Source organism: uncultured Nostoc sp. (assembly GCF_937863485.1).
Classification (GTDB): Bacteria; Cyanobacteriota; Cyanobacteriia; order Cyanobacteriales; family Nostocaceae; genus Nostoc.
This window is the reverse complement of sequence record NZ_CALMFY010000165.1, coordinates 83,028-97,536: the sequence shown is the minus strand read 5'-3', so window position 1 is coordinate 97,536 and position 14,509 is coordinate 83,028. Positions and strand designations below refer to the sequence as shown.

Below are 14,509 nucleotides of genomic sequence, written 5' to 3'. Positions count from 1 at the left end.
TGGCTCCCCTACATATACTTAGATTTTTTCACGCAATCAAATCGGATTGCTATAGATGTTCTACTTTCAATACCTGTCTCAAAAAATTAGATAGTTCATTTGATATATGTTGGATCTCGGCTTGTATTTTTATTACTAGTTATTCCCGAATAGGAGTACTGTCCCTGACATTGCTTTTAACTCTGAGACATTCGCACAGCAGCACATAGAAAGGGAGCATCCCAAATGTGCAAAAATCTTGATAGCCCTCATCCCCTAACCCCTTCTCCCATGCTTGGGAGAAGAGCAATTTCTCCCCTCTCCCACGTTTGGGAGAAAGGCTGGGGGAAGAGAGTTAAAGTAGCCTTCATTGGGATGCTCCCCATAGAAACTTGAACGCCAGCAGTCAATAGACCTCTTGCAAAAGTCAAAAAATCAGGAGTGTCATTTTGAGCGGAACGCAGTGGAGAGAAAAATCTCACTACTCTGTTTAACTACGCTCGATATGACAATTTAAGCATTTATGCAAGAGGTCTAATGATGTAGGTAAGCATACCTATTGCCTTAATATCTAATTTTTTGGTTGCAGCGGCGGCTATTTAATTACCTTAAAATTCTCAATTGTGAGATATTTTTCTTCATCAGCTATCTGACTGTTGTAATCGATATCAATTTGGGTTGGAAAGCCGTATTGAGGATTGTACCGCACATTCAGGCTGAAGGCTTTACGGTTGATCGCATCTTGAATCACATCAAACAGCTTAGGAATTGTGTTGTAGTTTTGAAAAAATTCTGGATTAACTGGTTTACCCGTAGCTACAGAAGTAATGGAAATTGTTTGACCATTACGTACTTTAATGACTACTGGTCCCCTAGCGTCGGCTATACAAAAGCAACTATTGCTCAATGTATATTCATAGTTGGAAATATTTCGCCGATTCCAGAAACTGCGATTGAATTCTAATCGCTTTTCTAATCGCTTTAAATTCCAGTTATTACTCGCTGGCGATTGTACTTGTGCTATCTCTATGGGAGATTTGGACATTACTGGTAGGTTCAGTCCGAAAGATAGTAATAACCCCGCACTGATAATGATAGGTAAACGCATATCAATCAATTGAATTTAACAAGTATTACATATGTATTATATATTAATTGATCTACTTATTTAAGTACACTTTATATTTTTATTAAAATTCTTTAGTGGGTAGCCAAGGGCAAATAGCAAATTTCTGGTTGTAAGGAACTGGTTGTAAGTGTAGTCTATAGCTAAATCAGATCCGACACAATCGCATACACGGGAGAATATTTTTTGCATGCCTTAGAATTTTTACTGTAAAAAACAAAGTTTTTATTTCAAGTATGAATGATTCACAAACTTGGTATATTGTCAAACGTTCTGTTGGTAATTGCGAAATCCTCCCCAGCGATAAACTTGGCGACGATAATCTAGAGATTATAGAACAGTGGGGGCCTTTTAGTTCGCAAGAAGAAGCGATCGCTCGGCGTGTCGGACTTATTAGGGCTGGGAAGTGCCAACCAGTTTAAGTTAAAAGTTAGGAGTTTGGAGTTAGAAGTTATGAGTTGACAATCATGGTTTTTATTCCTAACTCCTCACAATTGACTCCTAACTTTATTCCTAACTCTTCATTTTTCTGCTGAAGCTGTGCTCTTAGCAGCAATTTTTTTACCTATCACTTCCACTGCTTTAGCGAATTGGGGATCTGCTAAGGTAGCGAGTTTGTCACGTTCATGGAGCCATAACTCCTCCATCTGCTGTTTGGTCAAATCTACCTTCACATCTGGAGCAATACCTTTATGATTAATATCTGTACCGTTGGGGGTATAGTAATGAGCAATTGTTACCGCTAATCCTGAGCCATCTTCCAAGGGACGCACCGATTGCACTAGTCCCTTACCAAAGGTTTGAGTACCAACCAAAGTAGCACGCTTGTTGTCCTGCAAAGCCCCTGAGAGGATTTCACTTGCACTAGCTGAACCTTTATCTACCAGAACCACCAACGGTTTATTCGTCAAGGCGCGTCCATTTGCCTCTTCTTTTGATGCCTCTCCTTGGCGTTCAACGGTGGAGACTATCTTACCTTTATCTATCCACATTCGGGCAATGTCTACACTGGAGAAGAGTAAGCCACCTGGATTACCACGCAGATCCAGAATATATCCAGCTACCTGCTTGCTTTCTAAATCTTTGATAGCGATTTGCATTTCTTGACCAGCATTAGCGCTGAACTGATTCAAGCGAATGTACCCAAGGTTACCTGCTGGAGTTTTCTTTTGGGAATACTTAACTGAATGGATTTCAATGTCCGCCCGCTTGATGTCAAATTCTTTTGTCTGAGTGTCGCGCTGAATCGTTAGGCTGACTTGCGTTCCTGCTGCACCTCGAATCAGGGATACTGCCTGATTAATATCCATCCCCTTGGTATTTTTGCCGTCGATTTTGAGGATGACATCTTTTGCCAAAATACCAGCTTTAAAGGCTGGTGTATCTTCGATTGGCGCAATTACAACCAGTTGCTTCGTTTTTTCATCCTGACTGATTGTGATCCCAATCCCTGTGAGTTTTCCAGAGGTCTCCACTTGCATACTCTTGAATTCCTCTGGATTCATAAATCGGGTGTAGGGGTCTTCTAGCTTTTTCAGCATTTCCCGAATCGATTTATACGCTTCCTGCGGATTACTGTAGGACTTGCTCAAGTACTCCTTACGAACAGCCTGCCAATCTACCTGATTAAAAGTACCGTCTACATATTGGCGCTGAACAATTTGCCAAACTTCATCTACCAATTCTTTAGGACTTGCTTTAAATAAAGCCTGACCTCGCGAGTGAATGCCAAGGCTAGTAACAGCGATCGTGGAGAGTGTCACTACCGTAGCACCCAAAACAAGCCTACTTTTTGTAATCACCATAATGACAGCTGCGTCAGAGGGAAAATATATAGTCAGTATGCTCAATCTAACACAGGCTACCACTGTACAGATGGAGGATGTATTCCTAATTTCAACAAAATACTTGACAATCCGGTGACCTTGGTAGTTTAAAGATACAAAATTTTTGGGACTGGGATACAAAAGGCAAAGGGTCAGTTCTTGCTGGGGGCAAGGGGGAGAATGAAAATTACCTCTTTACTCTCTGCTCTCCTGTTTCTTCCCCAGTCCCCAGTTACCTTACGGTTCTACCCAGCGATCATCTGCTTTAATTAGGTTAATTAATTCCTCTACACCTTTATCTTCTGAGACTTTTTTAATTTCTTCTCGGCCACGATACAAAGAAATATAACCAGGTGTTTTGCCAACATAGCCATAGTCAGCATCTGCCATTTCTCCGGGGCCATTGACAATGCAACCCATAACTGCCACATCTAATCCAGTCAGGTGTTTAGTGGCTTCCCGGACTTTGTGCAGCACTTCCTCTAGGTTAAACAAAGTGCGTCCACAGGAAGGACAAGCGACGTATTCCACCATCGTTTTTCGCAATCCCAAAGCTTGGAGAATGCTGTAGCAGACAGGAATTTCTTTTTCTGGTGCTTCTGTAAGTGAGACGCGAATTGTATCGCCAATGCCATCAGCAAGTAAGGTAGCAATACCAGCCGTGGATTTAATTCGTCCGTATTCGCCATCACCGGCTTCTGTAACGCCTAAATGTAGCGGATAATCCATACCCAGTTGATCCATGCGCTTGGCCATAAGGCGATAGGCGGCTAGCATCACTGGTACTCGTGAGGCTTTCATGGAAATTACCAAGTTGCGAAAATCCAAAGATTCACAGATGCGGATAAATTCTATTGCAGATTCCACCATGCCTTCTGGGGTGTCACCGTAGGTAAATAGCATCCTTTCAGCGAGGGAACCGTGATTTACCCCAATTCGCATCGATTTACCTTGATCCCGTAACGAAACTACCAGAGGTTCTAAGGTTTCGCGGATTTTATCGCCAATTTCGTCAAATTCGGTTTTAGTATACTCAGTTCGATTAAGGTTTGGCTTTTCAAACACATACAAGCCCGGATTAATCCGTACTTTCTCTATGTGCTTGGAGACTTCCAGAGCGATTTTCAGCCCATTGTGATGGACATCTGCCACAACTGGTATATCTTGGTAAGTTTTAATTAATTTTTGTTTAATTTCTGCTAAAGCTTTAGCATGAGCCATACTCGGAACTGTGACACGGACAATTTCGCAGCCAATTTCGTGCAGACGACGAATAGCAGCCACGGAACCATCAATATCAAGAGTGTCTTCGTTAATCATTGACTGCACCACTACAGGGTAGCCGCCGCCAATGGTGACATTTCCCACCTTTACAGGACGGGTTTTACGCCGCTTGATAGTTGTATCAAAAGTGGGTTGATCTACTGTGGTATTGGAAGTTGTAAGAGTCGGTAGAGTTTGCATAACCCTATCAGGTAAATTTGCTGTAGCTAAAATATCAGGTTTGATAAGTCTCTGTTTCCCAGATTGCCACAGCTAGGGCTTTTTTGGGCAATTAAGTCGAAAAAAAATGGAGAATGAGACAGCAGAAGAAATAATGAGCTATTCAGAGGTTTTGCTCATTTTTAATAATATATTGCTTAAAAATCCTTTTAACTGAGTAGTTTGAGTAGCGATCGCTTTAACCCGCCTAAGTTGCGTTGCTCTAGATTTACAGACATCAGATATCATCCGCTTTGACTATACGTCCGTATTTATGGGAGAAAACATATTGGCCAGATTCTAAACCAGTGGCATATTCCTCTAGCCAGTTCTGAAAACTTGAAGCGACGAGTTCTCGAATATCGTTGTCATGCCACATCTGAATAATTTGTCCAACTTTGCCACCTTTAGCAGGAGCTAAGTCTAGACAATCGTGATTGCCATCACCGTCATAGGTTAGTGGTATCCATAACGGACTCCACCAATCTGTACAAATTCCTATTCCTGGTTCTGGCTGACTTTCACAACCATCGAAATTACCTGCGTCTAGAAGTTCCTTCCAAACTTGCCATTCATCTTGAATACGTTCAAGAGATAGAAATTCTCGTCCATTAATCAGCCCATAATTGTAGCCTGATTGTCCATTATGGATACGGTAAGAACTCTTGACATCATCAGGAAACTGTATCAGCAGAGCGTCTTCTACTGCCTCGATCTGACTTTCTGATGCTCCAGGGTTCAATGTATCAAGAACTTGTGGAGCATTAGCTTTGAGCCAGAATTCTATTCTTGTCCAAATTTCCTGCATACTTGTAGCTGCCTTGAATATAAATATTTTGTCTTATGGTTGGTTTACAGATGAGTGATTAGATCGACGGTTGGTGATGTTGCGAAGTTTGGATGAGAGCGATCACTAAATTTATTTCATAATACAAATATACTATTTAGTAAACAGATTACATACATTACCAGCTAAATTAGACTTATCACCAAATTCTTTGACGCCCATGCTAGAAAAAACATCTACATTCCAGAAAGCCATAGAAGCAGTAGAAGCGTTAGATCCAGAAGCTCAGGCTATTCTTGTAGATATTATCCAAAAGCGCCTCAAACAACAGCGACGGGATGACTTATTAAAAGAAATCGCGCAAGCAGAAAGTGATTATGCTCAAGGCAATGTCCGGCGTGGTTCAGTTGCAGATTTGATGGCGGAGTTAGACGAGTGAACAATTTGGTTTGGAGTCCGACTTTTGTTCGTGCTTTTAAGCGTCTAGTCAAGAAAAATCCAGAATTACGTTCTCAAATTGAGCAAATATTACAACAAATCGCTGAAGACCCATATCAACTCAGTTTACGTAGTCACAAGTTAAAAGGTGATTCATCGGGTAGATACTCATGCTCAATTGATTATCGTAATCGAATTTTATTTAAATTTGTTACAAATCCTGAATCACGAGAGGAAGAAATTTTGTTGCTAACTTTAGGTTCTCATGATGACGTTTACTAAATTCATTCATTATTTTTAAATAAGGCAAGCCTAATAATTAAAAAATAAGTACAGATTTTAAATGAACACCCAAACAACAACCCAACTACCAATTCCCCCACACTTTAACCCTGAAGAAGTGGGCGAAGTCTGGCGTGTACCTTACCAAGAACGTGCCGCCGAAGCTGAAATCTGGGCAAAACAACATGATATCAAACCTGCATCTTTAGATAAAACTCGCATTTGCTTACTATTAATTGATGTCCAAAATACCTTCTGCATCCCCGGCTTTGAATTATTTGTAGGTGGAAAATTTGGGAATGGGGCGGTGGATGATAATGTCAGATTATGTGAGTTTATTTATCGCAACTTGGGAGTAATTACCAAAATTGTACCCACCTTAGACACCCACACAGCAACACAAATTTTTCATCCCATCTTTTGGGTGAACGCCGCCGGAGAACATCCCACCCCAGCAGCAACTAGCATCACACCAGCAGATATTCAACAAGGTATCTGGAAAGTTAACCCAGCAGTTGCTAACAGTGTTACAAATGGGAATTATAAATTATTAGAAAAACACGCTTACCATTACCTTAAACAACTAAGTCAAGATGGGAAATATCCGCTCACTGTTTGGCCTTATCATTCTATGTTGGGCGGTATCGGTCATGCTTTAGTCTCATCGGTAGAAGAAGCGATATTTTTCCACGGCATTGCTCGTCAAAGTCAGACGCAATTTGAAATCAAAGGTGAAAATCCCTTAACAGAAAACTATTCCATCTTACGCCCAGAAGTGTTAGAAGATTTTGAGCAGCGTCCACTTGCTCAAAAGAACACGCAACTGATTAAGCAACTTTTAGAATTTGATGCAGTAATTATTGGTGGTCAAGCCAAAAGTCATTGCGTCGCCTGGACAATTGACGATTTATTAACAGAAATTAAACAGGTAGATGCTAGCCTTGCTCAAAAAATCTATCTCTTAGAAGATTGCACTTCTCCTGTTGTTGTTCCCGGTATTGTGGACTACACAGAACAGGCAGATGCAGCATTTGCAAGGTTTGCAGAGGCAGGAATGCACATCGTAAAATCTAGCGAAAATATAGCATCCTTTTTTTAATGCAAAGGCTCGTAAAGGTTCGGTAGAGGAACACAGAGATTTCTTCTGCGTTCCTACCCTGCAAGAAGGCGAAGCGCCTATGCGTTTCAAAACGAACCTTATTTCTTCAAATAACCCTTTGGATCTTCTGCTACCCAACCCAAAGATGAGCTAGAACGCACTTCAAAATGGAGATGCGGTTGGCTGGAACTTGGTTGTCCACTAGTGCCTACTGTTCCCAGTAAGTCTCCTTTTTTCACTTGCTGACCGACAGTAACTTTGATACTGTCAAGCTGGGCATAGCGGCTTTGGAGTCCGCCACTGTGGTTAATAATAACCAACTTGCCATAAGTACCTTGATCATTAGCAAAGGCTACGGTTCCAGGAGCGATCGCCAGCACATTAGTACCCATTGCTGCTAATAAGTCAACACCACTATGAAAGAAAACTTGACCTGTCGCAGGATTAATTTGCCAGCCATAAGCTAATGCTACAGTTGCCACTTGTGCCAAAGGATATCCAGACAGAGATGCACGGTTTGGCGTTCCTGTATCAGTAGGTAAAGGGGACTTAGTTACAACACCATTGGGCGACCAATTTACCCCCGGAACAAACACAATTCTGGGGTCTTCTTGGCAACCATTCACTTCAAAAAGGCTATCAGCACGAACTTTGTATTTTGCCGCCACTTGTCGCCAAGTTTCACCGCGAGGCACTTCGACTACAACCCCATTGTAGGGAGGAATTTGAAGTACACTACCAACGACTGCAATCGCACCGTTCTGCAAAGCTGGATTCATGCCGATAATAGTTGTGGGAATGAGATTGTAGCGCTGCGCTATGCTCGCCAAAGTTTCGCCACGAACAACTTTATGGCGTTGGAAGCGAGATAGGGCTGGAGTTGGGCAACCACCTACAGCAGCATTAGCACTGTTAGTGTTTGGCACTATGGATACTAGGCCCAAGGCGCTAACTAAGCTACAGAGAAACAGTTGACGAAAGGGTAAAGTCATGTATACAGGTCAGGAGCGCATTAACTTTAGATTTTAGATGGGAAGAGTGGGGAGGGGGGAGATGAAGGAGCAGGGGAAGCAGGGGGAGATGAGGAGGACAATACAGACAGGGAGAATAACTAATGCTCTATGCCCAATTCCTTATAAATTGATCTGTCCACTTGCCGTTAGCTTGACTACACTTAGAAATTAGCAACTGCATTGCTGTCCTTAAGCAGAATGATTATGAAGTTATCTTTAAAGCAACTGGGCGTTTATGTATTTTTACTGGTGTTCGGCTGTGGTGCAGGTTTGTTTGGGAGTCGTTATCTCTTGCTACAAAATCCCTCGTTCCAACAGTTAAGAAATGTGACAATGGCTTTGCCTCCAGAATCCATAGTTCCAAATTCTCCTAATGCAGCTATTGGGGCTACTGGAGGCGAGAATGTGAATTTTATTGCGACGGCAGTACAAAAAGTTGGCCCGGCTGTGGTGCGAATTAATGCCACCCGCAAAGTAGCCAATCCGATCTCTGACGCTTTGAAAAATCCCCTCTTGCGGCGATTCTTTGGAGAGGATGAGCAACCAATTCCTCAAGAGCGTATTGAGCGCGGTACAGGATCGGGATTTATTTTGAGCGAAGATGGAGAATTACTCACCAACGCTCATGTGGTAGCAGATACAGATACAGTACTAGTAACCCTCAAAGATGGTCGGAGTCTAGAGGGGAAGGTGGTAGGAGTTGATCCTGTGACAGATGTCGCAGTGGTGAAAATAAAAGCGAATCATTTACCGACAGTGAAGCTGGGCAATTCGCAAAACTTAATACCAGGAGAATGGGCGATCGCTATTGGCAATCCTCTAGGTTTAGATAATACTGTCACTATTGGCATCATCAGCGCTACAGATCGCACCAGCACTCAGGTAGGTATCCCAGATAAGCGAGTCAGCTTTATCCAAACTGATGCCGCAATTAACCCTGGTAATTCTGGTGGCCCCTTGTTAAACGCCCAAGGCGAAGTGATTGGTGTTAACACTGCCATCCGCGCTGATGCTCAAGGACTCGGTTTCGCTATCCCCATTGAAACCGCCGCCCGCATCGCCAATGAACTTTTTACCAAAGGGCGTGTGGAACATCCCTTCTTGGGTATTGAAATGGCAGACCTTTCTCCGATCAAAAAACAGCAGATTAATCAAGAAAATCAATTGAACATTCAGCAGGACGCTGGAATTGTGATTAGAGGAGTCACAGACGATTCCCCAGCCAAGCGCGGAGGACTGTTTCCTGGAGACGTGATTCAAAAAGTTAACGGTAAACCAGTCAAAACCTCAGCCCAAGTTCAGAAGTTGGTAGAGGCCAGCAAAGTTGGGGACATTTTAGTGATCGAAGTCAACCGCAGCGGTAAAATTCAAACCTTTAAAGTGCAATCAGGTGCTTATCCTGAAAGGAAGTAGTCAAGGTAATTCGTAATTGATAACTAACGCTCGTTCCGACGCTCAATTACTCGCTCTAAGCGAACGGCGTCTCTAAGAGTTGCCATGCCGTTGGCGAACGTCAACAGCGTCTCGCCTTAGGAGAAGAGAAGGCTTTACGCTGCGCTATTGCTACCGCAATGCTTTCGTAATTCGTAGTTTTGATCAGTGCTTGCTCTGCACCCTCACTGTGTTGTAGACCACCAAATTAGAGATTTTGGTGGTAGCTGTGTACCCTCTTAATTACGAATTACGAATTAGTAATTATTTGGTCAATAGTCTCAGAATATTTGACTACTGACTATTGATTATTGACCATTAGACAAATGCTCTAACTGCATTCTTTGTTCCATCTGGCGCAGAAAATACCCTGTCATCATGGCCGACGCTAAAAGCCCAGCTAAATTCTCCCGATCTGTAGTGATTTGCACGTTGAAATTTTCTACAGGGAGCATTCCCACTAGCCCTTGGACATTTTGGGAGATGATTTGTTTAATTTCGGGGCTGGCGGACTGAGCAATCCTCGCTAAAACATCAGGAGACTGATGCTGTAGATATTTGAGTAACTGATTGGGGTATTCCTCAGAGTGGTCGGAAAGAAGTTGATTAGGGTGTTCCTCAGAGTTGTCATTCAAAAAGTCAGGATTAAACACCATTGGCAGTTTTATTTAGCTTAATTGCTAACTCTACTTTAAACCATTGTACAAGGGTAGTGCATTCACTACGGGTATAAGCCTTTAAAAGCAGAGGGCAGAGGGCATTGGGGAGCCAGTGCGTTGCAGAGGTTCCCTCCGTTGTACCCCTACGGGGAAGCAAGCTTGGCGCAGCGTCTCCGACAGGAGAAGCAACTGGCGTCATTGGGCATTGGGCAATTCAATTTTGGATAATGGAATTGACGATAGCGCAGCGTAAAGCCTGCGGCATGGCAACTCTTAGAGAGCGTCTTTTGGATTAAATTTCAATTCTTTAATCTAAAATCCAAAATCTAAAATCTAAAATTCTTACTCCCCACTTTCTACTCCCTTCAGTTCTAGTTCTAGTTCTAGTTGTTCTTCCTTCTGGCTGGTGGAAAGTATTTGCGGGAGTTGTTCGATTTGGAAATACTGGTGAAATTTCGGCGTTACTTGGAGCGAGTAGGAGCGAGAATCGCTGTCTCGGCGCTTTCGGATGAAACCAAGTTCGACGAGTTCTGGAACGTGCTGATATACTCCTGAACCGCGCAGGTTAATCAAGTCGCTCTGGAGGATGGGACTATTGAGGGCGATCGCTGCCAAAGTCCGCAATGCCCCTACTCCCAATTCTACTGGTATCATCGTTTGCACTAAATCATGAAAATCAGACCGTAGTTGCAAACTGTAACCATCTGGGGTTTCTATTACTTCTAAAGCGCTATCTCGGTGGGCATAGTTGTCCATTAGTTCAATTATGCCTTCTTTGACAGTGGCGCGATCGCACGCGGCATACTCGGCGATTTCGCCGAGCGACAAGGGTTTACCCTTTAAATAGAGAATTGCTTCTATCTTCGTCGCTGTGGCTGTAATCATTTAATCATCAGTCATTGGTCATTAGTTACTAGTTATTAGTTACTAGTCATTAGCAGATGACAACTAACAATCAACAAGTGTGTGGCATTATATCCTAAATTTTCAAAATTATTGTTGAAACTCTCAAATTGGGCATGGGGCATGGGAAAAAACCTAGAGAAAGTTTCCCCTCTACCTGTTCATTTTCATCAAAAGCCTCTACTTGTAAGAATAAATTCTGCGATCGCTAAATCTTGTCGAGTGGTCACTTTTAAATTTGTCTCCTCTCCCTCGACAATTCGGACTTCAATACCGCACCTTTCAAACAAAGCGGCATCGTCAGTTACTTCCCAACCTTGACGGACACCTTCAGCATGGCACTGTTTCAACAACTTGACATCAAATCCTTGGGGAGTTTGTGCCGCCCACAATTGTCGTCTATCGGGTGTTTCTTGAATTATGCCTTGTTGATCAACAACTTTGATGGTGTCTTTGACGGGTACACCAGCAATTAAACCGGGACAGTGGCGAATCGCCTCGGCACAAGAGTTAAATAAATCTGAAGTGACAAGGCATCTGGCCCCATCATGAATCAATACTTGTTCTGCGGCTACTGGGAGGGACTGCAAGCCATTGTAAACAGATTCTTGACGGGTGGAGCCACCTTGAATCAATTCCACTGGTTTAGTCAGCTTGAGATCGGCGATAATTGCTTTCAAGTCAGACCAATCAGCAGGCTGGTAAATAATTCCGATCCAATTAATTGTACTTGCGGCTTCTGCGGCTAATAGAGTCCAAGCAATAATTGGTTGCGATCGCAGTTTCAGTAGGAGTTTATTGCGGTTACTCCCCATTCTTTTTCCGATTCCCGCAGCTGGAATTAGTAAATACACAGAATTCCTCAATCTTTAAGCTATATATTTTCCCCTAAAATAGGGAGCGAGTAAGCGTCAATAAATATTATGCGAGTAGTAGCCCTTGTACCAGGCGGAATTGGCGACCAAATTCTCTTCTTTCCGACTCTAGATGACCTGAAGCGCCATTACCCTAATGCTCAGATAGATGTCGTTGTTGAACCGCGGTCAAAGGCTGCCTACCGAGTGAGCAAGTCAGTTCACGAGGTGCTGAACTTTGATTTTCAAGACCGTAACAGTCTGGCAGATTGGGGTAACTTAGTAGGTGTAATTCGCGATCGCGAATACGATGTTGTCATTGCTGTGAAGCAAAGTTGGTTGCTGGGTCTTTTGCTCTGGTTGACAGGAATTCCCATACGCATTGGCTACCAAGGCAAAGGTTCGGTTTTTCTGAGCCACACTGTGCCATTCAAACCATCCCAGTATGCGGCGGCAGTTTATCATGATTTGCTCCAACCATTGGAAATAAATAGCCCTGTCCCAGAGTTAGCAGTAAATGTGCCAAAACCAGATATTGAGTGGGCACAAAAGGAACAAAAACGCTTAGGGGTGCATGAAACAGGGTATATCTTGATTCATGGCGGTTCTGGCCAGTTATCCCAGGCTAAAGAACCGGATAAAATCTACCCTGTCGAGAAGTGGCATCAAATTATTCAAGCCTTCCAACATAAGCAGCCGGATCTGCCTGTGGTGGTTATTAAGGGACTTGATGATCAGCAGTTTATGCGATCGCTTCTGGAGTCTTCTCCAGATATCAAGGTGACTGCCCCAGATGATATTGGCAAGTTAACTGCTATAATCGCCGGGGCTAATTTGATGTTGTCTACTGATAGTGCGGCACTACAACTGAGCGTTGCAGTCCAAACCTATACTATCGCCCTATTTGGCCCCAGCGATCCAGCTAAGTTGTTGCCGAAAAACGATAAATTCCTGGCCATTGAATCCCCAACGGGAAAAACGGCGGATGTTTCACCAAACGCAGTTTTGGAGAAAATTTTGGGTGGCTAAACCAGCAGTTTGTCCCAATTTCTGCAATCAGTCTATTGGATATCCAATGTAGTTATGCGTTTATTAAATGACCGCAAAACCTGGACATGACGGCTAGATTTTGCGGTCATTCAGTATTAAAAAATACGCTAGAAAACTAGATTTTTCTCTGCATTTATGCTGGAGAGGACTAAATCCATGTGCCATTAGTAGTTTGTAAAGAAATAATTGATGGTTAAGGATTGTTCGTAGTTTGCGTTTTAGCGAAGACAGCGCAAACTACGAACTTATCAAATCAAAGTTGACTGTGCCAATACTAGTAATCGAATATAAGGTAAATAAGATAATAAGTTTATGACTAAAAGTAATAATCATTTCTTCAAGAGGCTCCCAGGTTTTTGACTGTCTCCGTATTTCGGACAGTGGAATTGACCGTAATCATGCACTCATCTCTTCAAATTCTCCCTTAACCACCTCTCAACATCCACAACCTCCTTCCCATTTTTCCAATTAAAGCTTTTCTCCAAATCCCAACTCACACCCCTCCCTTCTGCAAACACGACCCTATACTTCTTAAGCGAATTCTCTGGATCTTTCGCCAACTCCCTCTTTAAAAACTCCACACTCCACTTTTCCCTCCTCACCTCCCTACCCAGAAGGCTCTCCACAATATCCGCCACCCGCCCATACGTCACTGTATCCCCAGCCGTAAACACTACCTCATTCCTGAACCTCGGATTCTCCATAAAGACAATTTCCGCTGTCAGTGTCCCAATATCCTCCGGTGTTGTCACCGTTACAGCCGTCTCCCAGCTTCCTAGCGCTCGTACAACGGATTCATCTAAATCAACAACCCCAAAGAATCTCTCAAAGAGAAAACTCGTAAACATCCCCGTAGACACTATCACCCATTCCGTTTTGCTTTGGCCTCGCAATAAATCTCTTACGTCTAATTGCACGTCGAATAAATCTTGGGCTGAACCTCGGCCAATAACATCATAATCCACCCCAAATTGCCACGGTAAATACCTCGCCACGCCCGCATTTAGGACTGCATAAGCGATTTTCAGTTGGATACTACTTCCAGCTACAAAGCCCACACAACTAATGACAGTATGATAGGGTCTGAAAAGGGCAGATAGGTCGGAACTAGAGCTGTTAACAATATCTCCAGGGAGAAACCTGATGCCAAGAGCTTTCAGTTTGTCTAATTCGGTCTGCTTTGTCGGTGTGCTGGGAAAGTTTATTGTGCTTTGGCGGAGGAGAACGGTGATGGTTGTGTCTGTTGGGGCGAGTCGTGCGAGATTGTGCAGCATAGAGAGGCCAAGTTCGCCTGCGCCGAGGACGAGGATGGAGGTCATGATTAATGAATACGAGGGTAACGTTTTATCTCAAGCAATCCACGATTTAAATACAGTAGTCGTTGCACTTAGTACAGTTTTGCGTAAAAACGTAGCGTTTTTAATGCAGGAGAACGCATTAACATTTTAAGGGAATACATTGGCATTGTATGGAGATGCATTAACAAAGCAAGCCAACGCATTAACAATGTAAGCCGACGCATTAACAATGTAAGCCGACGCATTAACAATGTAAGCCGACGCATTAACAAAGCAAGCCGA

The 14,509-nt window shown here is 43.1% G+C and carries 16 protein-coding genes; 7 read left to right on the top strand and 9 right to left on the bottom strand.

Features of this window, described 5'->3' with window-relative positions; all coding sequences use genetic code 11:
* Positions 1–574 precede the first annotated feature (574 nt).
* A complete protein-coding gene (locus Q0541_RS21920) occupies positions 575–1,087 on the bottom strand; it encodes a DUF6174 domain-containing protein (protein WP_298915275.1) in 513 nt (170 codons plus the stop codon).
* Between the two features lie 254 nt (positions 1,088–1,341).
* Here Q0541_RS21920 and Q0541_RS21915 point away from each other — a divergent pair, with 254 nt between their 5' ends.
* A complete protein-coding gene (locus Q0541_RS21915) occupies positions 1,342–1,527 on the top strand; it encodes a DDE transposase family protein (protein WP_298915272.1) in 186 nt (61 codons plus the stop codon).
* A 99-nt stretch (positions 1,528–1,626) separates the two neighbouring features.
* Here Q0541_RS21915 and ctpC read toward each other — a convergent pair whose 3' ends face one another.
* From ctpC to Q0541_RS21900, 3 genes are all read right to left on the bottom strand, one after another.
* On the bottom strand, positions 1,627–2,910 hold the full coding sequence (ctpC, locus tag Q0541_RS21910; protein WP_298915270.1) for a carboxyl-terminal processing protease CtpC: 1,284 nt from the start codon (positions 2,908–2,910) through the stop codon (positions 1,627–1,629).
* A gap of 258 nt (positions 2,911–3,168) precedes the next feature.
* Complete coding sequence (gene ispG, locus Q0541_RS21905) at positions 3,169–4,395, bottom strand: (E)-4-hydroxy-3-methylbut-2-enyl-diphosphate synthase (RefSeq protein ID WP_298915267.1); 1,227 nt, start codon at positions 4,393–4,395, stop codon at positions 3,169–3,171.
* Between the two features lie 256 nt (positions 4,396–4,651).
* Positions 4,652–5,221 carry an SMI1/KNR4 family protein gene (locus Q0541_RS21900; RefSeq protein WP_298915264.1) on the bottom strand — a complete coding sequence of 190 codons (570 nt, stop codon included), beginning with the start codon at positions 5,219–5,221 and terminating at the stop codon, positions 4,652–4,654.
* A 199-nt stretch (positions 5,222–5,420) separates the two neighbouring features.
* Between Q0541_RS21900 and Q0541_RS21895 the strand changes: the two genes are divergently transcribed.
* The 3 genes from Q0541_RS21895 to Q0541_RS21885 all read left to right on the top strand — a co-directional run bounded on the left by Q0541_RS21895 (position 5,421) and on the right by Q0541_RS21885 (position 7,019).
* Positions 5,421–5,639 (top strand): hypothetical protein, encoded by a 219-nt coding sequence (locus tag Q0541_RS21895; RefSeq protein WP_118163017.1) that lies wholly within the window; start codon positions 5,421–5,423, stop codon positions 5,637–5,639.
* Entirely contained in the window at positions 5,636–5,920 is a 285-nt protein-coding gene (locus tag Q0541_RS21890) for a type II toxin-antitoxin system YoeB family toxin (protein WP_298915253.1), read from the top strand. Before Q0541_RS21895 ends, Q0541_RS21890 begins: the two co-directional genes overlap by 4 nt.
* 61 nt (positions 5,921–5,981) lie before the next feature.
* A complete protein-coding gene (locus tag Q0541_RS21885) occupies positions 5,982–7,019 on the top strand; it encodes an isochorismatase (protein WP_298915250.1) in 1,038 nt (345 codons plus the stop codon).
* A 98-nt stretch (positions 7,020–7,117) separates the two neighbouring features.
* Here Q0541_RS21885 and Q0541_RS21880 read toward each other — a convergent pair whose 3' ends face one another.
* On the bottom strand, positions 7,118–8,011 hold the full coding sequence (locus tag Q0541_RS21880) for a M23 family metallopeptidase (protein WP_298915247.1): 894 nt from the start codon (positions 8,009–8,011) through the stop codon (positions 7,118–7,120).
* 225 nt (positions 8,012–8,236) lie between these two features.
* Here Q0541_RS21880 and Q0541_RS21875 point away from each other — a divergent pair, with 225 nt between their 5' ends.
* Complete coding sequence (locus Q0541_RS21875; protein WP_298915244.1) at positions 8,237–9,445, top strand: HhoA/HhoB/HtrA family serine endopeptidase; 1,209 nt, start codon at positions 8,237–8,239, stop codon at positions 9,443–9,445.
* Between the two features lie 326 nt (positions 9,446–9,771).
* Here Q0541_RS21875 and Q0541_RS21870 read toward each other — a convergent pair whose 3' ends face one another.
* The gene (locus Q0541_RS21870) at positions 9,772–10,119 is read right to left on the bottom strand and encodes a DUF760 domain-containing protein (RefSeq protein ID WP_273764562.1); all 348 of its coding nucleotides are present in this window, start codon (positions 10,117–10,119) and stop codon (positions 9,772–9,774) included.
* A 104-nt stretch (positions 10,120–10,223) separates the two neighbouring features.
* Between Q0541_RS21870 and Q0541_RS21865 the strand changes: the two genes are divergently transcribed.
* Positions 10,224–10,418 carry a hypothetical protein gene (locus Q0541_RS21865; protein ID WP_298915242.1) on the top strand — a complete coding sequence of 65 codons (195 nt, stop codon included), beginning with the start codon at positions 10,224–10,226 and terminating at the stop codon, positions 10,416–10,418.
* A 46-nt stretch (positions 10,419–10,464) separates the two neighbouring features.
* Here the strand turns inward: Q0541_RS21865 and scpB are convergent, their stop codons facing one another.
* Both scpB and ispD read right to left on the bottom strand, forming a co-directional pair.
* Positions 10,465–11,007 (bottom strand): SMC-Scp complex subunit ScpB, encoded by a 543-nt coding sequence (gene scpB, locus Q0541_RS21860; RefSeq protein ID WP_298915240.1) that lies wholly within the window; start codon positions 11,005–11,007, stop codon positions 10,465–10,467.
* Positions 11,008–11,195: 188 nt separating this feature from the next.
* Positions 11,196–11,879 carry a 2-C-methyl-D-erythritol 4-phosphate cytidylyltransferase gene (gene ispD / locus Q0541_RS21855; RefSeq protein ID WP_298915236.1) on the bottom strand — a complete coding sequence of 228 codons (684 nt, stop codon included), beginning with the start codon at positions 11,877–11,879 and terminating at the stop codon, positions 11,196–11,198.
* Between the two features lie 69 nt (positions 11,880–11,948).
* Between ispD and Q0541_RS21850 the strand changes: the two genes are divergently transcribed.
* Positions 11,949–12,908 carry a glycosyltransferase family 9 protein gene (locus Q0541_RS21850; RefSeq protein WP_298915233.1) on the top strand — a complete coding sequence of 320 codons (960 nt, stop codon included), beginning with the start codon at positions 11,949–11,951 and terminating at the stop codon, positions 12,906–12,908.
* Between the two features lie 425 nt (positions 12,909–13,333).
* On the opposite strand, the gene Q0541_RS21845 is transcribed toward Q0541_RS21850, so the two are convergent.
* On the bottom strand, positions 13,334–14,248 hold the full coding sequence (locus Q0541_RS21845; RefSeq protein ID WP_298915231.1) for an aromatic alcohol reductase: 915 nt from the start codon (positions 14,246–14,248) through the stop codon (positions 13,334–13,336).
* Between the last annotated feature and the right edge of the window lie 261 nt (positions 14,249–14,509).